The sequence below is a fragment of the Nonomuraea sp. CX421 genome, assembly GCF_059358955.1.
Genome location: NZ_JCADBK010000023.1, coordinates 105916 through 131787, shown reverse-complemented (window position 1 = coordinate 131787; position 25872 = coordinate 105916). Strand labels below are relative to the sequence as shown.

The 25872-nt window shown below is 65.1% G+C and carries 18 protein-coding genes and 1 tRNA gene; 13 read left to right on the top strand and 6 right to left on the bottom strand.

Going from position 1 to position 25872, the window contains the following annotated elements; translation table 11 throughout:
* The first annotated feature begins 581 nt into the window (after positions 1-581).
* The 11 genes from AC5L3X_RS31225 to AC5L3X_RS31175 all read left to right on the top strand — a co-directional run bounded on the left by AC5L3X_RS31225 (position 582) and on the right by AC5L3X_RS31175 (position 16250).
* A complete protein-coding gene (locus AC5L3X_RS31225) occupies positions 582-2174 on the top strand; it encodes an ISL3 family transposase (RefSeq protein WP_494861759.1) in 1593 nt (530 codons plus the stop codon).
* A gap of 184 nt (positions 2175-2358) precedes the next feature.
* Positions 2359-3366, top strand: coding sequence for a hypothetical protein (locus AC5L3X_RS31220; RefSeq protein WP_494861758.1), 1008 nt, complete (start codon positions 2359-2361; stop codon positions 3364-3366).
* 291 nt (positions 3367-3657) lie between these two features.
* Positions 3658-3942, top strand: a complete 285-nt coding sequence (locus AC5L3X_RS31215; RefSeq protein WP_494861757.1) for a hypothetical protein — start codon at positions 3658-3660, stop codon at positions 3940-3942.
* Positions 3924-5450 carry a DUF3375 family protein gene (locus AC5L3X_RS31210; RefSeq protein ID WP_494861756.1) on the top strand — a complete coding sequence of 509 codons (1527 nt, stop codon included), beginning with the start codon at positions 3924-3926 and terminating at the stop codon, positions 5448-5450. The genes AC5L3X_RS31215 and AC5L3X_RS31210 overlap by 19 nt, the downstream gene beginning before the upstream one ends.
* A complete protein-coding gene (locus tag AC5L3X_RS31205) occupies positions 5443-6234 on the top strand; it encodes a DUF4194 domain-containing protein (RefSeq protein WP_494861754.1) in 792 nt (263 codons plus the stop codon). The genes AC5L3X_RS31210 and AC5L3X_RS31205 overlap by 8 nt, the downstream gene beginning before the upstream one ends.
* Entirely contained in the window at positions 6231-9641 is a 3411-nt protein-coding gene (locus tag AC5L3X_RS31200; RefSeq protein ID WP_494861752.1) for an ATP-binding protein, read from the top strand. The genes AC5L3X_RS31205 and AC5L3X_RS31200 overlap by 4 nt, the downstream gene beginning before the upstream one ends.
* Positions 9638-10798: a Wadjet anti-phage system protein JetD domain-containing protein gene (locus AC5L3X_RS31195; RefSeq protein WP_494861751.1), complete on the top strand. Its 1161-nt coding sequence runs from the start codon at positions 9638-9640 to the stop codon at positions 10796-10798. The genes AC5L3X_RS31200 and AC5L3X_RS31195 overlap by 4 nt, the downstream gene beginning before the upstream one ends.
* A gap of 198 nt (positions 10799-10996) precedes the next feature.
* Positions 10997-11308, top strand: a complete 312-nt coding sequence (locus AC5L3X_RS31190) for a hypothetical protein (RefSeq protein ID WP_494861749.1) — start codon at positions 10997-10999, stop codon at positions 11306-11308.
* Positions 11309-11654: 346 nt separating this feature from the next.
* Complete coding sequence (locus tag AC5L3X_RS31185; RefSeq protein ID WP_494861747.1) at positions 11655-13838, top strand: ATP-dependent nuclease; 2184 nt, start codon at positions 11655-11657, stop codon at positions 13836-13838.
* A complete protein-coding gene (locus AC5L3X_RS31180) occupies positions 13835-15832 on the top strand; it encodes a UvrD-helicase domain-containing protein (RefSeq protein ID WP_494861745.1) in 1998 nt (665 codons plus the stop codon). Before AC5L3X_RS31185 ends, AC5L3X_RS31180 begins: the two co-directional genes overlap by 4 nt.
* Positions 15833-15968: 136 nt before the next feature.
* The gene (locus AC5L3X_RS31175; RefSeq protein WP_494861744.1) at positions 15969-16250 is read left to right on the top strand and encodes a hypothetical protein; all 282 of its coding nucleotides are present in this window, start codon (positions 15969-15971) and stop codon (positions 16248-16250) included.
* Positions 16251-16506: 256 nt separating this feature from the next.
* Here AC5L3X_RS31175 and AC5L3X_RS31170 read toward each other — a convergent pair whose 3' ends face one another.
* The 4 genes from AC5L3X_RS31170 to AC5L3X_RS31155 form a co-directional block, all read right to left on the bottom strand.
* Positions 16507-18501 (bottom strand): hypothetical protein, encoded by a 1995-nt coding sequence (locus AC5L3X_RS31170; RefSeq protein WP_494861742.1) that lies wholly within the window; start codon positions 18499-18501, stop codon positions 16507-16509.
* Positions 18498-19640, bottom strand: coding sequence for a 5'-methylthioadenosine/S-adenosylhomocysteine nucleosidase family protein (locus tag AC5L3X_RS31165; protein WP_494861740.1), 1143 nt, complete (start codon positions 19638-19640; stop codon positions 18498-18500). The genes AC5L3X_RS31170 and AC5L3X_RS31165 overlap by 4 nt, the downstream gene beginning before the upstream one ends.
* A gap of 13 nt (positions 19641-19653) precedes the next feature.
* Positions 19654-20346, bottom strand: a complete 693-nt coding sequence (locus AC5L3X_RS31160) for an NUDIX hydrolase (protein WP_494861738.1) — start codon at positions 20344-20346, stop codon at positions 19654-19656.
* A gap of 841 nt (positions 20347-21187) precedes the next feature.
* Positions 21188-21259, bottom strand: a tRNA-Val gene (locus AC5L3X_RS31155).
* A 452-nt stretch (positions 21260-21711) separates the two neighbouring features.
* On the opposite strand from AC5L3X_RS31155, the gene AC5L3X_RS31150 reads away from it, so the two are divergent.
* Complete coding sequence (locus tag AC5L3X_RS31150; RefSeq protein ID WP_189127954.1) at positions 21712-22128, top strand: SsgA family sporulation/cell division regulator; 417 nt, start codon at positions 21712-21714, stop codon at positions 22126-22128.
* 4 nt (positions 22129-22132) lie between these two features.
* Here the strand turns inward: AC5L3X_RS31150 and AC5L3X_RS31145 are convergent, their stop codons facing one another.
* On the bottom strand, positions 22133-22741 hold the full coding sequence (locus AC5L3X_RS31145; RefSeq protein WP_494861737.1) for a DUF305 domain-containing protein: 609 nt from the start codon (positions 22739-22741) through the stop codon (positions 22133-22135).
* A 79-nt stretch (positions 22742-22820) separates the two neighbouring features.
* Here AC5L3X_RS31145 and AC5L3X_RS31140 point away from each other — a divergent pair, with 79 nt between their 5' ends.
* Complete coding sequence (locus AC5L3X_RS31140) at positions 22821-24185, top strand: LVIVD repeat-containing protein (RefSeq protein WP_494861735.1); 1365 nt, start codon at positions 22821-22823, stop codon at positions 24183-24185.
* Here the strand turns inward: AC5L3X_RS31140 and AC5L3X_RS31135 are convergent.
* Complete coding sequence (locus tag AC5L3X_RS31135) at positions 24179-25852, bottom strand: serine/threonine-protein kinase (RefSeq protein WP_494861733.1); 1674 nt, start codon at positions 25850-25852, stop codon at positions 24179-24181. The two genes, AC5L3X_RS31140 and AC5L3X_RS31135, sit on opposite strands and share 7 nt — an antisense overlap.
* Positions 25853-25872 lie beyond the last annotated feature (20 nt).

Below are 25872 nucleotides of genomic sequence, written 5' to 3'. Positions count from 1 at the left end.
CGTCTCTTGTCACATGGATCTCACCCGCACCACAGCATGGGCTAGATCACCCGCACACCATCTCCCTGGACGTGAACCCAACCCGACGCCCCCACAATTCGAACCGCGAAATACCAGCTCCCATGCCCCACCTCGGCCAACCGGCCGCAACGGTCACCCAGCCGCCTGCCGCTGACCTCGTCGCTGCATCCGCACCGCTTGTACACCACGCATTGCCTGTCGTCGCTGCCTGTCATCGCTCGCCTCCCGGTTCGTCTCACAAGCAACGTACGGGTCTCGCAACGGCAGCCCCAGACAAGAGGAACGTTTAGATAGGTATCTCAGCCACGTGGTCACATTCAGTGCAATCAAGAACCGAAGTTCAGGCAGGACCATAGACTCACGACCCAAGCGCCCGAGGTGCACGCGTGTAGGCCCCAACCAGCTTCGGCCGACCGAACGATTTGACGCCGCAGCACCGCCAACTCGACGCAACACCATGATCTGTCAATGGCCTGTGAGTTCGGTTCTGATCCACTCGCTGTGAACCGATCACGTGACCTCGCCCAATCCGGCATGATCTTGGCGCGTGTGACTTTGGTGTGCTCTCTCCTCTACGTGATCATGCTGGAGCCGTCGCTGTGGAGGAGGTCAGGGTAGAGGAGTTCGCGGTGACGGTCGCGGCCAGGACCACCACGCCTGAGGCGAGGTGCCCGGCCTGTGGCACTCGGTCGGAGCGACGGCATGGAAGCTATCGGCGCCGGCTGGCGGATGTGACGCTGACCGGACGCCGGATGGTAATCGATCTGCTGGTGCAGCGTTTTCGTTGCACGGCACGGACGTGTGAGCGGACGACGTTCGTGGAGCAGGTCGAGGGCTTAACCGAGCGGTTCGCCCGTCGCACGCCGAGGCTGCGACGCTTATTGGAGCGCCTCATGCTGGTTCTGGCGGGTCGGCCCGCAGCGCGGCTCACCGAGGACTTGGGAATCACGGTCAGCGCGAACACGCTGCTGCGGCTGCTGCGCCGCCGTCCCGAGCAGTCGCGGGACAGGGCGCCGCGCGTGCTGGGGGTGGACGACTTCGCCACCCGCAAGGGGCATGTGTATGCCACGATCCTGCTGGACATGGAGACCGGCGAGCGGGTGGACGTACTGCCCGACCGGACTGCCGACACCCTGACCGCGTGGCTGCGTGCCCATCCCGGTGCGGAGATCGTCTGCCGTGACCGCGGCGGCGCCTATGCCGAAGCCGTACGCACCGCCGCGCCGGAAGCCGTGCAGGTCGCGGATCGCTTCCACGTCTGGCGCAACGTGTGCGACGCGGTGGAGAAGTGCGTCCTGCTGCACCGAGCCTGCCTGTCCGAGCCGGTCGAGGACGCCTCCGAGCAGCCGGCGTCGACTCCGCTGCAGGCGGTTGCCATCGGCGGTGTCCCGGCCCAGTGGGAGGGAGCACGAGCCGCCAAGCGCCGTGAACGGCACGCCGCGGTCCATGACCTGCTGGCCAAGGGGGTGGGGATCTCCGCGATCGGTGAGGCGCTTGGCTTGGACCGCAAGACCGTGCGCCGCTACGCCCACGCCGTCACACCGGAAGACCTGGCTCCCGTCCGGGACGGACGACGCGGCTCGCGGGTCGATCCGTTCTTGCCTTACCTGCATGAACGATGGAATCAGGGTTGCACTGACGCGGCGCGGTTGTTCGAGGAGATCCGCGAACGCGGCTACACCGGTAGCCAGAGGACGGTGCGCCGCCACCTGCAGGCCGTGCGCGTGAGCGGAAAGCCCGCCCCCAAGGTCACCCGGCACCTCTCGGTCCGCCGCGCCACCCACCTGATCACGAGCGATCCCGAGCACCTGGAGGAGAACGCCACACTCCGGCTGAAGAAACTGCTGGCCCGATGCCCCGAACTTGAGGCTGTCGCAGCTTGCGTGGAATCGTTCGCGCAGATGATGGCCGCCCTGGACGGACACCGGCTACCTGCCTGGCTGGACCAAGCCGAAGCCACTGACCTCCCGCCCCTAAAGAGCCTGGTCAACGGCATCCGCCAGGACCTGGCCGCGGTGACCGCGGGACTGAGCATGCAGTGGAACTCCGGCCGAGTCGAAGGCAACGTGAATCGGATCAAGCGGATCAAGAGGGACGGCTATGGGCGCGCATCCTTCGAACTGCTGCGTCTTCAGATCCTTCACGCAGACTGAGCGTTCGTGACTATCGGTTCCGATCACAGCGAGTGGATCAGAACCGGCTCTCATGGCCGCCGTCATGATCTCCACGTCCTTCGCCTTGGTCAGAGCCGTCAAGACTAGGTCTGATGCGATACACGATCTCCAGGACCTCGATCTGCCGCGGTAACGGGCACGTGGGTTGAAAGGATTCCTCATCGTGGGCTTCTATGTGCGCACCAACCTCAGGGTTGGACCGTTCCGTTTCACCCTCAGCCAGGCCGGGATGGGCGTCTCGACCGCGATCCCGGGCCTTCGGGCAGGGATGGGCCCCCGCGGCAACGTCGTGCGCATGGGAGGCGGAGCGGTCTCCTACCGGACCGCCGCGCCGGGCAGTGACGTGGTCATGCACGATGTCGTCAGCCTGGTCCCGTCCCAGCCGAGCGACATCGTCCAGCAGTTGCAGAAGGCCGCCGGACGCCGGCCGTACTGGCCGTTCGCCCTGGCCGCCCTGCTCGTCGCGGGGCTGGTGACAGGACGCTTCGGCCTGGTCATCGTCGCCGTCGGGCTGCCTTGCGTGCTCTGGGTGGCGTTGCGCGATCGGGCGGCTCGTGCGGTGGTCGTCATGTACGACGTGACCGACGAGGCCGCCTCACGTTTCGACCACCTCGTCAACGCGATCACCGGCCTCCAACGGGCCCACGGGTTCTGGCTGATCACCGCATCCGGCGCGATCACGACCACCCACCAGTTCAAGGTGAACGCCGGCGCCTCCAACCTGCTGCGCAGGATGAACGCCACCGCCCAACTGGCCGGACCACGGATCCTCATCACCAACGTCGCCGTCCCGACCCTCACCTCGGGCAGCCTGTCTGTGCATTTCCTCCCCGACCGCGTCCTGATTGGGGACGGCCGCCACATCGCCGACCTCGCCTACCAGCACCTCCAACTCGGCGTGGAACACTCCCGCTTCATCGAAGCAGGCCCGGTGCCACGCGACGGCACGGTCGTGGACTCCACCTGGCGCTATGTCAACGTCAAGGGCGGCCCCGACCGCCGCTTCAAGAACAACGCCCGCCTGCCCATACTGCTGTACGGCAGACTCACCCTCCGCAGCCACAGCGGCCTCAATCTCGTCTGGGACGCCTCTCAGGTCACGCTCGTCCACGCCGTGGCGAACGCACTCCACCAATCCATCGCCGCTCGCCCACCTGTGATCCACTCCTGAGGTGGCACTCCATCACCGCCTACTGGCCGGCGTGCAACCGTCCCAGCCCTCAATCAACACCACCGTGGGTAGGATCGGTCGTCTGCACGACGCCGCAGAGCGGCAACGGCGAGCGAGACCTCCGCACTCTGCGGTCACACGATCTACGCCACAGCTTTGGCTATCTACTGTTGAAGGTGTCCGGCCACAACCGCGCCGAATTCAAGCGCCCCTCGATCACGTCAATGATCGTTACCTGCGCCTGCAGCACGAACGAGTCCAGGCTGGCGACAGCGGCCTACCCCGAACTCGATGGACTACAAGGTGGGTGATCAACGCTTCGAGCTGCTGCAAGGCACTGACGCTAGTCTCGGCGGCATTGCGTGGCTTGCCCAGTTTCTCCATCCGCTCTGCCGCAGCTATAAGCGTGCCTTACGATTCCAGCCGAATCGAGTAGCAACGATGGCGCAGGTCTCACAGATCCATCATTCGCTGATCGTGAATTGCAGTGAATACGACATAGCGATATGCGGTCTTGCGCGTAGCTTACCCTGTGACGGGAAATCCGTGCGATTACTATGGCAGGTGGGTGGATGAGTAGAGTTGTCGGCGAGCTGGCACGTGCCGGAGATGCCCTAGCTCGCCCTACTCTGAGACTGCTTGATGGTAAATGGGGCTCATTCCGGGTGGCTGTGCTGCGCAGCGCGTTTTCCCGTGACCAGCGTTCGATCCAGGTGGACGCCCTTCATGCGCAGGTCGACACGTACCTCGGCGAGATGCTCGGTGAAGGCATCGAGGTGCCAGCCTCGGAGAGCGGCCGCGCGCTGTGCAACACGTGGGTGAAGAACCAATGGCTGTACCGCGACAACGCCCCGGACGGCAGCCTGGTGTACTCGCTAACATCGTCGTCACTGGAAGCTCTCGACCTGATCCAAAACCTGTCACGAGATCGGGCGCTGGTCTCCGAGTCCCGTCTGACAATGATCCTGGACACGGTCCGGCGCTGGGCGACCGAGGCCTCAGCAGATCCCCAGGATCGTGTCGATCGCCTGAACGCTCAGATCCGCGAGCTGGAGGTCGAGCGCGACCGCATCGCTGGCGGCGGCGCCGTGGCCGCCGCATCCGAGGATCGAATGCTCGACGGATACGCCAACCTCATGGACTTGATCGGCCAGCTACCGTCGGATTTCAAACGCGTCGAGGAATCCATGCTCGATATGCACCGACAGATCCTGCGGGACCTACGTGACGAAGAGCGGATGGTCGGCGAGGTTCTGGACGAGTATCTGGAGAGCCAGGACCGCCTACTACGGACGACTCCCGAGGGACGGGCTTTCGACGGCGCATTTGAGCTGCTGCGAGACGCAGAGCTCATGAACGAGCTGCGCGAGAACATCCAGGTCTTGCTCGGCCACCCGGCCGCCGAGGCCCTCGACGGACGGGACGTCACCGAGCTGCGCGGCACGGTCACAGTGATCCGTCAGGGCACCAGGGACGTTCTGGACCAGCGGCACCGGCTGTCCAAGACGCTCAAGGAGCACATTGTCAACAACGACCCGCTCGCCGAGCGTGAGCTGGAGCGTGTCCTTCGCGGTATCCAGCGGGAGCTGATGACCTGGATGGAAACCGCGGGGCCTAGATCGATGGTCGACGTTGACCTGTTGCCGCCGGTGGCGAAGATCGGCCATTTGCGGGAGAAGATGTACGATCCGGCCGCAGCTGCCCCTCCACCTCCTCTGCGGCCGGCCGACGACGACGTTCCGACCCCGCCGAGCGTGGAGGAGTTGAGGGCCGTGGGCGGCCCGTCACTGGAGCAGATGCGAGCCGCCCTCATCGACGCGCTGACGGAGTTCGGCGTGGCAACCGCAGCACAGGTGTTCAACGCTCTCCCGACCGATCTTCGCCGACCGGTGGAGATCCTGGGACTTCTCCACATACTCTCCGGCCTCGACGACTCCTCCATCGCCCACGGGACCACCGAAGAGTTCCGCGCCATCCGCCCTGACGGGCACCACCGCACCTTCCTGGCCCCAACCGCCTTGCTGTCCTCCCACCACGCCGAACGACTCGGCGCCGCAATTGATAAGGGACTCCCCGATGCTTGAGCCCAATCCGTCGGAGACGGACGACCGCCCTGAGGAAGCGCCGAGCGGATACGACGAGCAATCCTCTGCGACAGGCGAGGATCTCTCCGACGACAGCGACGCCGACCGATCCACTCTTGCCCTGTTCTCCGGCGACGAAGGTGGCCTGTCTCTTGAGCAACGGCGCGCGCTGGTGTGCCTGATGCGGAACAAGTTCGTCTCCGCCACAGGCAACCCCGCCGAGTGGCGTGCCATCCGCGAACACAGCCTGCTGATCAAGTCACGGCTTAACGATATGTTCCTCGACTTGCACTTGGACCTGCAGCACGAGGTTGCCTACAAGCGGAAGGTCATCTCCGATGGCGCCGACTTCCCCACCCTGCTGCAAAACACCGCCTACACCCGCGAGGAGACGATCCTGCTGGTGTGTCTGCGGCACCGGTACCGCGTCGAGCAGCAGGCCGGCCACGACGACGTCACAGTCGAGCGGCAGGAATTGCTTGACTACATCGCCACCTTCCGGCCACCACATGCCACCGACCGGTCGCGAGACAAGGGGCGCGCGGAGAAAGCTGTCGACAACATGGTCGCCAGCCGGGTCCTGACCCGAACCAACGACGCTGACCGGCTGCGGATCTCCTCAGTCATCGCCGTCCTGCTGCCGCTTGCCCGGTTGGCCGAGCTGCACGAGTGGCTAATCGCCAAGAACCGCGGCCAGGGCTCGCCCGCCGAGGACCTCGACACCGACATCGACGATGAGCTGCAAGTCGTGGAAGACGCGGTGGAGATGGAGGCGCTGGGGTGACCGTACATCAGGACGCGATGTTCTATGTCCCTGGGGCTGACGCCGGCATCACGCAGTGGAAGGTGGAGACTCTTCAGCTGGTCAACTGGGGCGGATTCTCCGGCCACGCCAGTGTGTCGTTCTCGCCCACTTCGACGCTGCTGTCGGGGGCGTCCGGCACGGGAAAGTCCACGCTCCTGGACGCCTACATCGCCGTGATGATGGACTCCTCGGTGCCGTTCAACGGGGCCTCCAACGACGCGACCGTCGGCCGGGCCCGCAGCGCGGACCAGCGCAGTTTGCTGTCCTACCTGCGCGGTAAGCAAGACATCGGGCGGGACAGCGCCACCGGGGAACTCGCCGACCAGGTGCTGCGGGGACAAAACAGCGCCACCTGGGGCGCCATTGCGCTGACATTCATTGATGATAGGCAGCGGCGCTACACCGTTGCGCGGCTGTACTACGTTCCGCGCTCGGCGGTACGCGACAGCGACCTGGTCCGCAAGATGTGCACGATCGACGGCGCCATCGACCTGCGTGCCCTGGAACGTTTCGCTGCCGACAAGTTCGATCGGCGTTCGGTGACCGCCGCGTTCCCGAACCTGAGCATGCACGACAGCTACAGCGCGTTCTCGCAGGCATTCTTCACTCGCCTGGGCATCGGCGTCGGCGGCGACGGCGCCCGGGCGCTGCGACTGCTGGCCCGTATTCAGGCCGGCCACCAGGTCAGCTCCGTCAACGACCTGTACACCGCCATGGTGCTGGAGTTGCCCGGCACCTATGCCGCAGCGGATGCGGCGCTGGAGCACTTCGGCGACCTGGAGGACGCCCATACAGCGATGGCCACTGAGGAAGCCAAGGCTAGAGTTCTGGAGCCGATCCCAGGGCTGAACGACACCCGTGAAGCCGAGTTGGCCCAAGCCCGGCTCATTGACGGCTTCGGCATCCACATCGTGTCCGGTGATTCCCCGTTCGGGCTGTGGAAGCTGACGTGCGAGGAGAAGCTCCTGGAGACGGCCGAGATCACGAACCGCATCCGGCACGGCGAAGCCAAGACCGACAAAACCGTCGCGGAGAAGCGGCGCACCGAGCTCACCGACCGCAAGATCAACCTGGAAGCCGACCTGGGCAGCAATGAAGCCAACGCCACGATCACCGGCCTGGAGCGGGCTGTCAAGCAACTCGAACAGGATCGCGAGGCTGCCCGGTCCCGACGGCAGACCTTCGACACCAATACGCAGCGCCTACACCTGGCGTTGTCCAAGGAATCCGATTTCGCCGCCGCGCAGACCGCTGCCACAGCGTTTCTGGATAGCTACGAAGAAGCCGCAAAGGTCGCTCGCGACGAGCGAGACGCGATCAGAGACGAGGCCCGCGAGCCGCTGGCACTTAAACGTGAACTGCTCGAGGAACAACGGTCCCTGTCCGGCCGCGCCGGCCGTATGGATCCCAAGCTCCACGCGATCCGCATGCAGATCGCCGAAGAAACCGGCATCGATGCTGAGATGCTGCCGTTCGTCGGCGAACTCATCGACGTCCCGGCCGATCACCAGGGTTGGCGCAAAGCCATCGAGACCACCTTGTTCGGACTGGTCAGGGTCATGCTCGTCGACGCGAATCGGCTGGACCACGTGTCGAAGATCATCGATCCGCTGCGGCTGCGAGGGCGAATCAGCTTCGAAGGCGTAGACCTGACTGCCACGGCACGGCCACGTACCCGGCAGCCCAATCGGATCTCAGGGAAACTCGACTACAAAGACTCCCCGTTCACGGCGTGGGTCCAGAACCGCCTCACCGCTGACAACACCGACGCCTTGTGCGTGGAAAGCCCGGAGGGGCTGCGCGGCCCCGGCCTTCGTGTCACCGCAAGCGGCCAGACCCGGTCGGGCACCTCCGGCGCCCATGGCGAACGAGGTGCCCCTAACGTCATCGGCTTCACCAGCACCGAACGCCTCGCCGAGATCGCCGAGGACCTCGAGAAGATCGAGAAGATGCTGACCCGCCATGATCAAAAGCGGGCTGATGCCGACCGGAAGATCAACGCACTGGCCGACGATCGCGTGGCCCATGGCCACGTCCTAGCCGTCGCCCGCTTCAGAGACATCGACCCAGACGGCATCGAAAACGACATCCGGGCCAAGCAGCGGCTGCGTGAGGACACCCTCAAGGCCGACGACACGCTGCGCAAACTCCGCACCGACCTGGAAGGCGTCCAGCAGGAACTAGTGAAGGCGGACAAGGCCTACTATGGTGCCGACACCCGGATGGCAGAGCTCGACAAGGCGTGGAATGAGCTGGTCGAACGAAAAGACGCCGTCAGCGCCACCATCGACCGGATCAACGCCCAACAGGCAGTCATCCTCACCAACGAGCACACCGCGTACCTGAACACGGAGTTCGCCGAGGTAGCTACCGCCGACGATCTCGCCGGCTTTACCACGGGCGTCAAACGTCTCGAAAAGCGCTTGGCCGCATCCGCCGAGGAAGCCCGAGCCAAGGCGGAGCAAGCCACTCAGGCCCTGGAGACGGTGTTCAGCCACTACCAGCACACCTGGAATGACCCGAATCTGTCCGACTCCATCAACGACTACCCCTCCTACCGCAAGATCCTCGACGGGATCCTGACCACCGGACTTCACAAACGTCGCGAGGAGTGGACCAGACGCCTGACCGATTGGTCCGGCCAAGACCTCGTCCCTCTCGCCGGAGCGTTCGGCAACGCCATCGACGAGATCATCGATCGGCTCACACCCATCAACAACATCCTGGCCGGGCTGCCCTTCGGCGCACGCCGCGACCGGCTAAAGATCGAACTGCGGATCCTGAAGCGCGACGACATCACCAAGTTCAAACGCGAGCTCAATGCTCTGGCGCGCCTGAACGTCGACGGCATGACCGACAGTAACGTCCAAGCCGCCTTCGCCCGGCTTCAGGAGTTCATGAAGCAGATCCGCCCCGAGGGGCGGGGTAAGAACACTCGCGACTACTTCCTGGACGTCCGCAAGCACATCAACGTCACCGCCGTTGCCTACGATGCCGAAGGGCGCGAGCGTGCCACCTTCGACAGGATCGGCGGAAAGTCGGGAGGCGAGGCCCAAGAACTGGTCGCGTTCATTGTCGGGGCCGCGCTGCGCTTCCAACTCGGCGACGACGAGAACGTCCGGCCCCGCTACGCCCCGGTGTTCCTCGACGAAGGGTTCGTCAAAGCTGACAGCGAGTTCACCGGCCGCTCGGTCGATGCGTGGAAGGGCCTGGGATTCCAGCTGATCATCGGAGCGCCGTTCGACAAGTTCACCTCGCTGGAGCCCCACGCCGACCGCGTTCTGCTGATGGTCAAGAGTCCCAAAGGCTACTCGTCGGTCAACGCGATCGAACCGAGGCTACAGCTACCCTCCCATCAGAACTCGGACGATGAGGGGCCGGCGTGAAGACTCCACATCAGGTTGTCGCCGACGCTCGACGAAGGCTGGAGAACACCTGGCACGACCAGGCCGTCGGAGCCAGCCAGGCGTGGCCGCACAAGTTTCCGCTGAGCGTGCCCGACAAGAAGGACGCACTGGAAAGTGGATGGCAGCAGACCATTCACCCACTAATCCGTACCTGGCACGACTGGGTCGCGCAACACCCCGTCCGACTGCACACCGCGCCGCGGCAGGTTTTCACCACCGTCCAAGATGTGCCCAGCCACCTGGAGATCTTTACCCCCGACGATGCCGCCGCCGTCGTCGGCGGCGGCTGGGCCGAACGGCTCGAACGCGGCCGATGCCGAGCAGCGTTGCTCGCCGATTTCTTCCCCGCCGCGCCCGAACCACAACGCATCATCCGCGCCACGGACGGCCATACCGACACCGACTTCGCCCTGCTGCTGGAAGTCGCCACTTGGTTCACTCGCAACGACGCCTCCGGATACACCCCACGACAGGTCCCCATCCCCGGCGTCCACGCCAAATGGCTCAACACCCACCAACCACTGATCCTAAACCTCGCAGGCCGGGAAAACCTCGGCCTGCTGCCGGCCCACCCACCACGGATCCACTTCACCTACCTCGATCCCGGCCACCGCGCGATCGGCGGGCGCCGCCACGACAGCGCAACCGTCGGCGACGTGTTCACACCGGCATATCAGCCGGATATTGTGATCGTCTCCGAGAACAAGGACACCGCGATCCACTTCCCGCCACTACCTGGTGGCATCGCCGTAGAGGGGGACGGGTTCGGCGGCAAAGCCGCAGCGTCCTTCAGCTGGCTCACCAGCTCACGCCACCTGTTGTACTGGGGCGATCTCGACTCCTACGGCTTCGAGATTCTCAACGGATGGCGCGAAGACGGAGTCCTAGCCACCAGCATCCTCATGGACCAGGCCACCTACGACGCCTACGAACCTTTCGGCACCAACACCGACCGCAAAGGCAAGCCACTACGGCCTGGGATCCCGAAACCCTTGCCACACCTGACTGACGCCGAGCGGGCGGTGTATCAGCGCTTGCTTGACCCGGCACTTCAGGGTCATCGGCGAATCGAGCAGGAACGCGTCCCCTTGAGCGTTGCGAACGCAGCGGTACAGGCGGCCATCAGGGACACTTGAGGTCAGCCCTCGACCGGGAATCTTGCAGCGCGGGTGCTTACCGGCCTCCAGTAGCCTGCAGAGCCATTCGCTGCCAACGCGCGGCAGATTCGTCCTGGCCAGCAGCACTGTGAGGCGCTCGAGCATGCCGTAGGCGATGGCCTTCCCGCATCAGGATCCCGTCCCAGCCGTCAACCGCCACACGATCGGTCTGTCCAGGTGTACAGTCCCTTCATCGGCCTGTCCCTCGGGCTGGTGGACAGGTGGCTGTCGGGCCGAGTGGGTCATCAACGCCCCACGCCGGGAGTTCCTGACCGGAGCCTGATCCTCAACGAACGCCACCTGACCTTCGTATTCCGCGAGTATCTAATCTTCTACAACGGGCACCGTCCGCACCAGCCTCGGAAACACAGGCCACCGGACATCGCAACGCAGCCTGCCTGCGACGTGACCGACCTCACTGAGCTTAGGATCTTCGCCGAAAAGCTCTTCGTCATGGGAACGATCAACGAACACCGCAACGCCACATAACCACAGCTCAGGCCCATAACCCTATATTTGAGCGGCACACTATGCTGGCGGCTTCTGCTTGGACTCCGGTGAGGTTACCTGCGACGTCACGTACCTACCCCTTCTGGGCTTCTCTTAGCTCGTATAACCAACTGTCCGAAATCTGTTGGAAGCCCCCAACTGCCGGATTACCAGTCCATCGCATGAGACAGCAGTCCTGAAACGTTCCCATTGTTAAACTAGTGACGTGCACCCCATCTCAGTGTGTACGATCCATCACGGTTGGTCAGGATCTCGCGAGCCGCGCCTTGAGCCCGCTCACACTGGCCGCCGTGACGATCGAGCAGGATGCGGCGAGAGGTTGCGCGTGCACGTCCAGTCACTTCACATTCGAAATTTCCGTCGACTGAAGCATGTCCGAGTTGACCTGGAAACAGGAACGACTATTTTTGTCGGCGCCAACAACAGCGGAAAGACCTCCGTCTCACACGCTCTGCAGTGTTTCCTGAGTGGAAGAGAAACATTCTCTCTGTACGACTTCAATGCCGACTGCTGGCCCATCTTCAATCATCTCGCCGAGCAGATCTCGGTTGAGGAACCAATCTTCCCGCGCATATCGCTGGACATCTGGTTCGCTGTCGACGCAGACAGCCTTCACCGTGTGAAGAACCTGATCCCTACACTCGATTGGGAACAGGCACCCGTTGGCATCCGACTGGAATACGGCCCGAAGAACGACGCATCTCTGCTCAACAACTACCGTACAGCACGGGCGAACGCGACACCTCAGACACGAGAAGCGGCTTATAAATCGTGGCCGCAGCACATGACGGCGTATCTAGAAAAGCGCCTACGAACCGAATATGAAGTTCGCTACTTCATCCTTGACCACACTAGACTCGATGACGATGGGGAGTATCCCGAGGACTACCGTCCCGCGCCATTTGTCTCGACCGCGGAAGGTCACCGCGTGCTGGCGTCGCTACTCCGGGTCGACTTCATGGACGCCCAGCGGCATCTTTCCGACACGTCTTCACACGGCCGCGCCGAGGATCTATCCAAGAAGCTCAGCAGTTTCTACCGGCGCAACCTCGACAAGTACCAAATCAACCCGGAAGCGCTCAACACTTTGGCCGCCTCTGAGGCGAGCCTCAACGAACACTTCGCCGCGGTCTTCGATAACACCCTGAACAACATCCGTACACTTGGCTATCCCGGGTTCTCGAACCCGGAGATTGTGGTCAAGACATCCCTCAAGCCAGAGACATTGGTGCACGAGAACGCAGGAGTGCACTACGTTCTGCCCGGACTGCCAGGGAGCTCTGACGGCCAACCAGCAACGCTGCCGGATCGTTACAACGGACTTGGCTTCAAGAACCTCGTCTACATGGCGGTCGAGATACTCGACTTCCACAATGCATGGCAGGAAATAGAGGACGATCGTCCACCCGTGCATCTGGTCATGATCGAGGAACCAGAGGCGCATTTGCACGCCCAACTACAGCAGGTCTTCACCCGCAAGATCAGAGGAATCTTGCGCGATCCACAAGGCTGCAACACGCAGCTAGTCCTCACGACGCACTCGGCACATGTCATTTACGAGAGCAGCTTCCGCCCCATTCGCTATTTCCAGCGGCGTGATGGGGGAGCCGGCGTCCCTGATACCGATGTCAAGAATCTCTCACTCTTCCACGACGGCGAGGCAGAGTCCTCCCGCGACTTCCTTCTCCAGTATTTCAAGCTCACCCACTGCGACTTGTTTTTCGCAGACGCAGCCGTCTTCGTCGAGGGAAACGTAGAGCGCCTGCTCCTGCCTCTCATGATCGAAAAGGAAGTTCCCGAGCTCAAATCGTGTCACTTGACGCTGCTGGAAGTGGGCGGAGCCTTCGCTCACAAATTCCAGAACCTCATTCAGTTCTTGGGACTCACCACCCTTATCGTCACCGACCTCGACAGCGTCCTGCCAAGGGCGCAACCCTCCACCGATGAGACTGACGACGATGACCCCGAGGTCTCTACGCGGGTGTCACACTCCTCGGGTACGCCGTGCCTGGCAGGAACCCCTGATGCCGTCACCGACAACCCGATCCTCATCTCGTGGGTTCCCTGCCGCACCTCGGTCACCGACCTCTTGGCGGCCGCCGACGAAGAAAAACTTGCCAAAGCCTTGCCCTATGTAAGGGTGGCCTACCAGACATCCGCAAGCACGGAGTGGCAGGGCCAGAGCGAGAGCACTACTGGCCGCACTCTGGAGGAGGCGTTCGCTCTGCAAAACCTCCAGTGGACGCAGGAGGACAAGCAGGCGGATCTCGGACTGCGTGTGGTCAAGCGTCGCGAGACACCACCCGATATCAGCGAAATACAGGAGCGGATTTTCCGCCGAGTACGCAACTTCGACAAGACCCGGTTCGCTCTGAATCTCATGACCGCCGATATGGGCGCCTGGGTGACGCCCACCTACATTGCTGTAGGACTCCGGTGGCTGTCGTCGCAGTTGGGTGCCGAAGTGATCGAGGTGGCCCCCAATCCCAGGGTGGGCACTGACGTATGACCTCTCGGATCGCCTCGCCGGATACCTCTGCCGACCGCGAGCTGCGTACGCTGCTCGACCAGAGGCCGCTTCAGTGCTTCCGAGTTGTCGCTGGCGCAGGCTCAGGCAAGACCACCACCCTGGTTAAGGCTCTGGCGCACGTCGCCGCCTCGCACGGCAAGACCCTACGCGCCAGATCGCAGAAGATTGCTTGCATCACCTATACCGACATTGCGGCCGAAGAGATCCGCTCCGATGTACAACACGGCTCTATCTTTCACGTTTCGACCATTCACGCCTTCCTCTGGACTCTGATCAATCCGTTCCAGCGCGACATAGCGTCGTGGGTCACTGAGCGCATCCAAGAAAGGCTGGCAGCGGACATTGAGTCCGAACGGGGCTTCAGCAACCGCGTCGGTGCCAAGCGACGCCAGGAGACGAGAAAACGCATCGAACGTTATGAGCGGCAGGCCAAAGAGGTCGTTTCTGTTCGTCGCTTCACATACGGCACAGGCAGCAACTACGGCAAAGGCATAGTCGGGCACGATGACGTTATAAAGCTGGCGACTGCGATGTTGGCACGCCATCCCCTTTTGGCCCAGTTGACAGTCGCTGAGTACCCCTACATCTTTGTCGATGAAAGCCAGGACACCTTCCCTGCCGTTGTGGATGCCCTCAGGAGACTCGCACTTCAACACGAGGGCAAGCTCTGTTTGGGATTCTTCGGTGATCCCATGCAGCGCATCTACGCGACGGGCGTCGGTTCGATCGACCTCGACCCAGGTTGGAAGGACATCAAGAAGCCCGAGAACTTCCGCTCACCCTCGCAGGTCCTGACGGCGATCAACGCCATCCGCTCAGGCAGCGACAACCTGGTGCAGAAATCGGGACTGCCTATCGAGAAGCAGCGCGAGGGAGATGTCACAGTCATCGTCGCCCCTCGCACCCAGGACAGCCTGATAACCCTGCACGAGGTTCGGCGTTGGCTGGCCGACCGACACAGTCCCGACGCCTGGCTGAACGATGACGCTCAGTCGGCACTCAAAGTGCTCGTGATCACTCACCGTATGGCCGCCCGGCGACTCCGTTTCGAGACTCTCTATGCCTGCTTCCATGACGGCGCGTCAGCCAGCCTGAGTGAAGCTTTCGACGAGGGCACGGCCTGGCCTCTCACGCCGTTCCGCACGGCGATCCTTGCCATGGCAGCCACCCCAGCAAACTCCTCCGACGCCATGGCACTGCTCCGTACCCACTCCCCCCGTATCCAGAACATCCGTGCCGGCGACGATCTCACCATCGTCCTCGGCTCGCTCAAACATGGCCTCACCGAACTTGCAGGCGTCGTAGCAAAAGGGGGCCCGGACTCAGTCGGGAAGTCCCTGCGGATCGTCTCCAGTTATGGCCTTGTCGAACTCGACGAGCGGTGGGTAGATCATCTGGCCACCAGCGGCGACAGCGACATATCCGCTGGGGCCAACGGTGACAGCGAGGTACTTGATGCCTTCATGGCTTGCGACATCCACGAGTTGCAAGGTTACTTCAACTATGTGCGCCGCGAGTCGCCGTACTCCACACAGCAAGGAGTAAAAGGTGCCGAGTTTCCCAATGTTCTCGTTGTCCTAGACGACGCAGAAGGCACGCACTCTCACTTCTCCTACGACAAGCTATTCGGTCTGCGAAAGCTCTCTAAAGCCGATGAGACAGCGCGTCGAGAAGGCCGCGACAGTGTCCTGGAGAGGACACGCCGACTACTTTATGTCTGTTGCTCCCGTGCTACTGAGTCGCTCACCGTTCTGCTGTATACGGACAACGTTCCTGATGCACTGGAGGCTCTCCAACGATCCTCGATCGGCTCCGCTGGTCTAGTCCTTGACTTCGCCGAGATCGGAATAGAGCACCCAGGCAGACGTGGCCCCCAACAAGGCTGGCCTCTCGTTAACGCCGGGCAAGCGAGCGACCTCCAGTCTACGCCTGACACCAAGCCTCAAAGGACCGAGCAGACGCCGCCGAACTGAGAGTTCCCCGTAGCGTGGGTGGATCCCGTAGCAACTCACGCAGTTGAGGTGGGTGTGGCCCAGCGGGGACAACCGCGCCACGTCCTTGTCCTTGACCGTGTGCCTGCCGAAACTCCATCCATGCAGTTCAAGCGGCATGTGGCTGCTCGTGAGGAACACCGCCGAGCCGGGCTCGTCGGCGTATGTTCAGGTCAGCGATTCGCTCTGGATCCCTGATTGGATCGGGGACGGTGCGCAGCGGGAACGCTTGGGCCAGGGCTTGATTGTGCTCGCGAAGGGAGAGAAGCGCCATCCTGTTGGCCGCTCATTCGACGGACTGTGGTTGCTCAACGGTTGCTCGTACACGTTCGATCGCCAAGGAGACCTGGCCCTGTTCGGACACGATCCACTCAATGGGATGCGAACAAATGGCGCATAATGCCGACGGCAAAGGATATGGGGTTGCTCGGTAGTTGCTCGCGTGTACGCAATACGACCCGGCACGCGCGATCATTACCCGGCACGACGGCGGCGATAAATGCGACTAGAATGACACAAGGCGGCACTTCACGGCACCCAGCGGCATTTAAGAAGCGCACTCATAATCCGTGGGTGGTGGGTTCGAGTTCTACCCGCCCTACCGACAGGTCAAGGCCTATTCTGGTCGATGGTCATTCACCGTCGATCTTGGTTGGTCAGGCGAAGATGGCATTCAGGGCCTTGCTCACCTCGGCGAGGGGGACTTTCTCGCGTTGGCGTTCGAAGACGATCCACTCCTTGCCCTCGGCGGCGACCCCCTCCAGGACGTGCAGGGCGTTGCCAAGCCCCGCCGTGCCGAGGGTCACCTGTGACGCCCCTTGCGGATCCTTGTCCTCATTCTCGGTGACGTCTGTGGGCGGATCGGTCACCTTGACTCTGATCGGAGCGCCGTTAGTCAGCGTCAGCTCGAAGACGTTCTCTCCGTTGTCGGTCTCCGCCACCTGGACGGAGGTGAACGCGTCGTAGCGGTAGTTGGTGCGTGCCCGGCTGCGGATGGTGGCCTTCCGGAAGTCGAGGTGCACGGTCAACTGCCGCACGCCGTCCTTGGTGAGCAGGAAAAGCAGGATCTTGTATTTCGAATAGCGCCAAGGCCCCTTCTCGACGCGTGCCCTGTCGTACGAGGGCGTGGCGGGCGCCTCGATGAAGGCGTGGGCGAGGACGTCATGCCGCTTCAGCCGGTAGAGGCCCATCGCCTCCTCCATCAGCGCCTTGCGGTCGCACTCCAGCCAGCGGGCCATCTCGAGATCGTCTGGCCTGTCCGCGAGTCTGCGCTTCCACCGGTCGAAGGCCGCCTGGCGGCCGGCCAGCAGGCTCTTCTTCTCCGCCTCGTCGGCGGAGTGCCGCCTGTACTCCGCGGCGATGCGCAGCCAGACGCGAGCCGCTGACCAGACCAAGGCCACGGCGGCGAGCGCGGCCGGCGACACCAGGAACGGCCTGACGTGCGCGCCGCTCCAGACCAGGAAGGCGCCTGCCACAGCCGCCGCCATCGCGGCGAGCACGCACATCCCTCTCACAAGCATGGGGACGCGCGTCTCCTTTCGGTAGTCCCACAGCGTGCCCGCCTGCCAGCGGCGCGCGACGTCGGCGACCAGATATCTGGTGAGCCACGCGACCCGCTTGGCGTTGACCGTGCTCTCCCGGTAGATGGTGACGACCTCGTCGCGTAAGGCCCGGCGGACGCCCGCCGTCTCCGTGAGCCACTGGGCCCTGTCCGCGCCACGCGGGGTGTACAACGCGAAATAATGGTCGAACTGCCGGTCGATCTTGCTGGCGAAACCGTCACCGCTCGTGGTGGCCGCGGGTCGGCGCAGATACTCGTGGTCCTTCGCCTGGCGGCGCTCCTTCCTGCACCGCCACTCCACGCCGCTGCGCACACTCGCGTAGCAGCCGGCCGCGAGAGCCAGCAGGGCGGACAGCGCCGCCGTCCCGGCGTGCTGCCATGCCGTGGCGCCGATGAAGCCGACGGTAACCAGGGCCAGCGTGGTGGTCACCGTGGCTCCGGTCCAGGTGCCGGGTCTGATGCGGACAGGATCCGCCGGCCGTACCCGCGCGCCGGCGGGCTCTGGCTGGAAGAACTTCCAGGCCCGGCGCAGTCGATCCTTCGCCCAGCGGTCGCTCCTGGCCTCATCGAAGGCGCGGGCCCAGAGTGCGTCCTCGGCGGAGCTGTCCAAGAACATCTCCATGTGCTGGAGGACATCGTTGCGCTGTTCGTCGGTCAGCTCCTGGAGCTCCTTCTCGATGTCGGCGGCCCCGCCCTCCGTAGGGCGGGACGTCAGGAGGTGGTCGACCAGCTTGATGGCGTCGGTCCACTCGTCGTCGTCCTTGAGTGCGCCGCGCACGCAGCGCAGCATGGCGATCTCGTTCGGGGGCACCTGTTGCAGGGTGCGTCCGCTGAGCAGGGCCAGCAGCAGATAGAAGCAGGAACGGCCGTTGACGTAGTCGCGCAGGATCACAGCGTCGCGGATGTGTTCGCGCGCCTCCTGAGCCATCCCGCCACGCAGGGAGTTGAGGCCCAGCTTGAAGGTCTCCTGGGGCGAAGGGGTGGCCTTCATCTGGTAGACGGTGACAGATCCGTGGATGGCCTCCGCTTGGACGGCGACGTTCGCCGAGTCCGTGGCGAGGTTGGTCGGGGTGGAGTGGGAATCGTTCACAAGGCGCCTCGGATGGCCGCGATGATGGCCGATACGTGCGCTGCCAGCTCCGCCACGTCCGCCAGGAGTCCGCGGAGCTTCCTGAGCGCGATCACCGCCTTACTTCTACCCTCCTGGGTGCTCTCGGACAGCGACTCGGCGGCGACGGCGATCTCCTCCGCCGCGGCGGTGAATGTGTCCTCGTCCACCTCCTGGGCCTTGCGCGCTCTGGCCAGCCGGTCGCGCAGCTCTGCGAGCTGGGCCGCAGGGCCCGCCGCCTGGCTCTGGGGCGGGTGGCCGATGGTGACGTTGCCGTGGATCTGCCCGGCCTGCACTCCCACCCGGGCGTTGTCGCGGGCGACGTTCTTCATGCTGTCGGTCATGCCTTTCGCCTCTCTCGCCTTGCTCGCCGGATGGGTCTCGTGCTCCACGGCCAGTTCCTGCGCGAGGGCCACGGCGAACGCGGCAGCGTTGGCCGCCGCCTTCGGCTGCCAGTTCAGACCGTCGGTCGCGGACTTGGTGCCGTCGGCGCGGTCGCTGATGCCGCGCACCACGGCCATCGGCAGAGATCTGTTGTGATGGGCGGCCTGCGCCACACCGGCCGATTCCATCTCTATCGCGAGCGCGTCGTTGTAGGTCTCGCGCACCCACCGGGCGTGCGCGGAGATCGCGGAGTCCTGTACGACCTCGCCGGCCGCGATCGGGCCGAAGCGCACCGCGGGCACGCCCGCGCCCACGGGCAGGAGGCGGGTCCAGGTCTCGGTGCGGTAGAGGTGGCGGGCGATCTGGTCGGTCTCGTGGGCGATCTCCCAGACGCGCGGGCGGGCTTTGAGACCGTCGTCCTCGCTGGTGCCGCCGTGGTAGGCGTACACGTGCGTGGCCACCACCACGTCGCCCAGGCCGATGCCAGGCCACAGCGCTCCGGCGACCCCCACGAACAACAGCGCCGACGGCGAGAACTCGGCGATCGCCCGTTCAGTGATCACCGCCGAAGGGTGGTTGCCCTTGCCGACCAGGCCCAGGGCCACCCGGAGCCCGTCGCTGGCGAGGCGGCCGAGCTCGAAGTGGGTGCCCGCGGTGTGGCGGTGCACGCGCGGGTCGGTCAGGTGCGCGCGGACGGCCTGATACTCCAGATCCAGCGCGGTGAGAATCACGATCATGACCATCGACCTCCTAAGGCCGAGTCATCGGGGGATTGAGGACGTGAACCGGACCCGCCTTGAAGAGCCGGGCGGGCCGCCCATTCGGGGTCTTGCGCATCGGGCCGCCGACGACGATGAAGCCTCGGGCGCCCTGAACCTTGCGGTAGAAGTTGCGGGGATCGAGGCGGACGCCCCAGACCGCCTCATACACCTGCTGGAGCTCCGAGATGGTGAAGGTCTCGGCGCAGAACGCGGTGGCCAGGGCGGTGTGCTCCAGCTTGGTACGCGCACGCTCGACCCCGTCGGCGAGGATGCGGCGATGATCGAACGCCAGCTTCGTACCCCGGGCCAGGGCGTCGTCCACCGAGATCCAGGAGGCGTCGGCGGCGTCGGTGCCGGCGATCGGCTCCGGCAGGCGGGGCGCGATGGCCAGGTAGGCGGCCGACACGACGCGGCCTCGCGGGTCGCGGCCCGGCTCGCCGTACACGGCCAAGGGCTCCAGGTGCACGTCGAACAGGCCCGCCTCCTCCGACAGCTCGCGCCGCGCCGCCGCCTCGAGGCCCTCGTGCTCGTCACGCAGGAAGCCGCCCGGCAGGGCGAGGGCCCCGCGAAACGGGTCGATGCCGCGTTCCACGAGCAGGACGTGCAGGCGCGCGTCGCGCAGAGTCAGGATCACCAGGTCGACCGCGAGCATGATGCGCGGCGGCTGCCATGCGTCGGGCATGAGCACACCATAACTTTTTGTCAGATCGACAGGAAGACCCCGTTTGAGTCACTGGGATACTCATGCCAGCCTCGCTGGGCAGGTCACCCCGTTAACATCGAATCCCCATAGCGCTCAGCCCGACTAAAACCCGCAGTCCCCAGGACGACGAGGATCGGGAGTTAAGCCCAGGTCCGCCAGCACCGCGTGCGCCTCGGGAAACGGCTGGAGGAGCGGACCGCGCGGGACCCGGCGGATGCCGTCGAACCTCCTTCGGGCGCCAAGGCTGCATGAACCACCAAGACCGGTGAGCCGGTAGTGACGCCACAGCGTACGCGGACCGGCATCGACGATGATCAGATCTGGCCGACGCCAGACGACCGGCGCCCAGGTGCCCTTGGAGGAGGTGGCCCAAGCGCCGACGAGGTTGGCGGACAGCCGAACGTCTTCGCCCCGCGAAGCGGACCGCCGCAATGCGTGGGGATCTCGACCACCTCGGAGCGCTGGGATTCCTTCAAGGGCTGCTCACCATACTTCGCGACTGCTGACATCCCCGCTTGCTCGGAATCTCGCTCCAGCGTCGCGGCCCACAGAGCAACTAGCACCGACGGCTTTACATCGTAGATTCTTACGATAAGCACCCCCTCCTCTTGGGGTACACGCTCATGGAGTGCGGCCCAGAGAAGGCAGACCAGTTGAACATCGCGGACCGCCTGGACCGCGGCGAGGGTGCCGGGACCTGCCACCCCGTGGCGGTCCGGCCGAGTGAGTGACGGCCGGGGCCACGGTCCAACGACGGTCCAGACAGCACAAAGGTCGGATCCCGTTCCCGGTTTCCGACCTCTGACCTGCTGTGATGCGGTGGGCGATACTGGGATCGAACCAGTGACCTCTTCGGTGTGAACGAAGCGCTCTCCCGCTGAGCTAATCGCCCGCCCTGTGCGGCTCCGTGCGGCGCCGACGGGAAAACCATACCGCACTCTGGCACCCTCTGGCGAAGCGCGATCGCCCTCGAGTGAGGCGGCGGGCGGCGGAGGGTAGGGATTCGAGTGAAAGGCGGTGGTTGCCCATCGGCGTAGGGGCTCGTTGGCATACCATCGAGCTGTTCCGGTAGGCACCCATCGTGATCCTTTCTCCAGAAACGTTCACGAAGGGGCCGCCCGGGACCGGCTCGACAACTCGCAAAACCCTCGCAAATACAACCCGATTGATGCCGTTTAGCCAGGTAGATGCCTAAATGTCCAGCTGTGATATGCGTTACAGAAGGCCTCAGTAGCGGAATCTTTCCTACGGGTTTCTTCGTTCCGCGTCATAGCTCAGGACGAAGTCCGTCAGAGCAGTGAAAGCCCCGAAGAGGGGACCTTCGACGAAAAGGTTTGGCTGACGATGAACAGCACCACCGTCTCCGCCGAGCTTGGCCTTCGGCTTGTGGTCCCCGACCGTACAACCGTCCCCCTGCTCGCCGGACTGAGTTACACAGCCGACGACCCGTACGCCATCCGCATGGCCTTCCACGTAGGGAACGACGAACCGGTCGAGTGGATCTTCGCCCGCGAGCTCCTCACCGTGGGCATCGTGCGACGCGTAGGCGACGGCGACGTGCAGGTCTGGCCCGCACGCGCCGACGGCGAGCGCACCCTGCACATCAGCCTGACGTCACCGTTCGGCCAGGCGCTCTTCGAGGTGCCGCTCGCCCCCCTCACCGAGTTCCTGCATCGCACGTACGAGAAGGTGCCGGCGGGGCGCGAGGTCGACTTCATGGACCTCGACGCCGAGCTGACGAACATGCTCTGGCCGTCCTGACGGCCTATCCCGGAAGCGCGTCCAGCACCCTGCGCATCCGGGCGATCTCGATGCTCTGACCCGAGGAGACGTCCGCGGCCAGCCGCCGCATGTCCGGGTCGCGGCCGCCGGTCAACTGCTCCCCCGCCATCTTCAGCGCGCCCTCGTGGTGCCTGATCATGAGCTCCAGGAACATCCGGTCGAAGGCCGTGCCCCGGGCCGCGCGCAGCGCGTTCATCTCCTCCAGCGTGGCCATTCCGTATCCGGCCGGGCCGTGCGCGTGCTCGGCGGGGATCGGGCGGCCGAGGGCCGACAGCCAGGACGACATGAGGCTGATCTCGGGACGCTGGGCCATCGCGATCTGCTCGGCGAAGCGCCGCACGTCGGCGTCGGTCGTCCGCTCGGCCACCAGGCCGGTCATCTCCAGCGCCTGACGATGATGCGGGATCATGCCTTCGGCGAAGCGGACATCGGCCGCCTCCGGCCGCGCGCCCCCCTGCCCGATGCGTTCGCCGGGCGTGGCCGTGCGTGCCGGAGTGCCCGGACCCTGTGGGACGATCACCGGTGCGTCGGTGCCGATGGGGGACGGCTGGTCCGGCTCCTCAGCGCAACCGGCCAGTACGAAAGCCGCCACAATCGTGACAATCAACGTGCGCGAGCGGAATCGTACTGACATAGCTTCCATACTGAGTCACAAGACTAGGGGTGCGGGCGTGATCTCTGTGAGGGTACGGGGGGCGGCGTTGTGCGCGGTCTTCCTGTTGGTGGCGGCATGTGGCGCGGGGCCGGGCACGGCCGGGCCCGAGTCGCCGGGCCCCGGCCGGGCACCTGAGACGAGCGCTCCCCCGTCGGGCGATGTGCTGACGAGCGACAACGTCAAGCTGGTCGCCAACGTGCCGCGCACTGCCCCGCTCGACAAGGAGATGGACTGGAACACCGACCTCGCGTTCCAGGGCGACTACGCGTTCGTGGGCAACTTCGGCGGGTTCTCGATCTACGACATCAGCGACCCGACGGCGCCCAAGACGGTCAGCCAGGTCGCCTGTCCGGCGCAGCAGAACGACATCTCGGTCCACGGTGACCTGCTGATCCTGTCGGTCGACCAGCCGCGCAGCGGTGAGAGCTGCGACTCGGACGACAGGACGCGGACCTGGGAAGGGCTGCGCATCTTCGACATCAGCGACAAGAAGAACCCGCAGTACGTCTCGGCGGTGCGTACCGACTGCGGTTCGCACACCCACACGATGGTCCCGCAGGGCGAGACGCTCTACGTGTACGTGTCCTCCCCCGGCCCCGAGCCGGACTCGACGACCTGCCCCGAGCCGCACGAGGTCATCCAGGTCGTGAAGATCCCGACGGACGATCCCAAGTCGGCGGCGATCGTGTCCAAGCCGGACATCTTCCCCGATCGGCAGCTGGGCGCGGGCGGCTGTCACGACATCACCGCCTACCCGGAGAAGAAGCTGGCCGCGGCCGCCTGCTTCGGTGACGGCGTGCTGCTCGACATCTCCGATCCGGTCAGCCCCAAGGTGCTGCAGCAGATCCGCGACGAGGCCAACTTCCAGATCTGGCACTCGGCGACGTTCAACAACGACGCGACCAAGGTGGTCTTCGGCGACGAGCTGGGCGGCGGTTCGATGCCGACCTGCGACGGCAACACGCCGCAGACCAAGGGCGCCAACGCGATCTACGACATCGTCGACGGCAAGCTGGAGCGGCGCGGCTACTTCAAGATGCCCCGCCAGCAGCAGAAGACCGAGAACTGCGTGGCCCACAACGGCTCGCTGATCCCGGTGCCCGGCAAGGACGTCATGGTCCAGGCGTGGTACCAGGGAGGCGTGTCGATCTGGGACTTCACCGACTCGTCCGCGCCCAAGGAGATCGGCTACTTCGAACGCGGGCCCTTCGAGGAGGAGGGTGTGGCCGGATCCTGGTCGGCCTACTACTACAACGGCTACATCTACTCCGCCGACATCCGTAAGGGCCTGGACGTCATCTCCATCGACGATCCCCTGACGGATCCCGCCAAGAAGGTCACGATGAAGGACTTCAACGTGCAGACGCAGCGGGCCTACTGAGGCGCCTCGATCGTCCCCGGCCGCCACTTGCCGTAGGTGGTCGTGAACGACGAGGTGACGCGGGTGTTGGAGTTGAGCGCACGCCAGGCGAAGTCGAACCGGACCGGCCTGTCGTGCGCGTCCAGCCGCAGCTTCCAGGTGATCTGGCTGTCGCCGAGCTCCTCCGAGGTCCACCCGCCGGTGATCTCGGACAGCTTGTCCCGCACGACCGCGGGCGCTTTGTCGGCGACCAGGGACCCGGAGTAGTCACGCCCCGCTCCGTTCACCCGGGGCGTGAGGTTGACCAGGTCCAGCAGGACGCCGATCCCGCCGGTCACCGGCACCATGGTGGCGAAGGCGAGCGCGGCCGAGTCCGGCTCCCCGGTCACCCGCCGTCCGTTGAGGTAGGTCAGGTCGTCCTCCTCCGTCCTGATGAACACCACCTGGGCGGTCTCGCCTTCGGAGGAGGCCCGCATGCTGAAGTCGGTCGCGCTCCCGCCCAGAGTCCCGTAGGCGAGCCGGCCCTTGGCCGTGCCGTAGAAGGCGCTCTGGCTCAGCCCGCCGTCGTAGGAGAAGTCGGCCATGGAGGTCACGGTGACCGCGGCCTCCACCGCGGCGACCAGCTCCGACGATCGGGTGGGCGGCGGGCCGGCGGACGGTTGTCGCGACTCGGTCGCGGATGGGCGTGACGTCCGCGCGGAGGAACTCGACGTGGTCGAGGGCGGCCGGCTGGTCGCGGTGCCCGCCGGGGAGCCGTCGGACGCGCCGGCGACGATCCGGCGCCACAGCAGCCCGCCGGTCACCGCCGTCGCCGCGGTGACGGCGCCGGCGCCGAGAAGCACGTGCCGGCGCGAGAGGCGCGGCGAGCCGGCCGCCACCGCGCCCTGCTCGAGCACGTCCATCTCGCCGGCCGGCCGCCTCTCGCCGAGCAGGTCGAGCAGCAGATCACGGGCCGTGGGCCGGGCCGCCGGGTCCTTGGCCAGGGTGCGCGCGACGACCTCGCGCAGGGGCTGGGCGAGCCCGGTCAGGTCGGGTTCGGCGCTCATGATCCGGTAGGCCACCGCCGCGATCGTGTCGGCGAGGAACGGGGGGCGGCCGGTGGCGGCGAACACCATGGTCGAGCCCCAGGCGAACACGTCGGCGGCCGGGCCGGTCGGCTCGTCGCCGAACTGCTCCGGAGCCATGTACGGCGGCGTGCCGGCGAGCGCGCCTCGGGTGGCGGTGAGCCCGGTCAGCCGGGCGATGCCGAAGTCGATGACGCGCGGTCCGCCGGGCGCCATCAGCACGTTGGCCGGCTTGAAGTCCCGGTGCACCACGCCCGCACCGTGGATCGCGGTGAGCGCGGTGGCCGTGCCGATGGCCAGCCGGGTCAGGGCCGCGCCACCCAGCGGGGCGATGTCCGACAGCGGCGGGCCGTCGACGTACTCGCTGACGATGTACGGAGGGTCGTGGTCGAGGTCGGCGGCGATCACCCGGGCGGTGCAGAACTCGGCGACCTGGCGGGCCGCGGCGAGCTCCCGGGCGAAGGAGCGGTCGATGCCGCCCGTCATAACCTTGATCGCCACCCGCTCGCCGCCGGGAGCCTCGGCCAGGTAGACCACGCCCTGGCCGCCCTCACCGAGCCTGCCCACGATGGCGTGCTCGCCTAAGCGCTCGGGATCTCCCGGGCGCAGCGCACCAGCGACCACCCAGACCTCACATCTCGCAC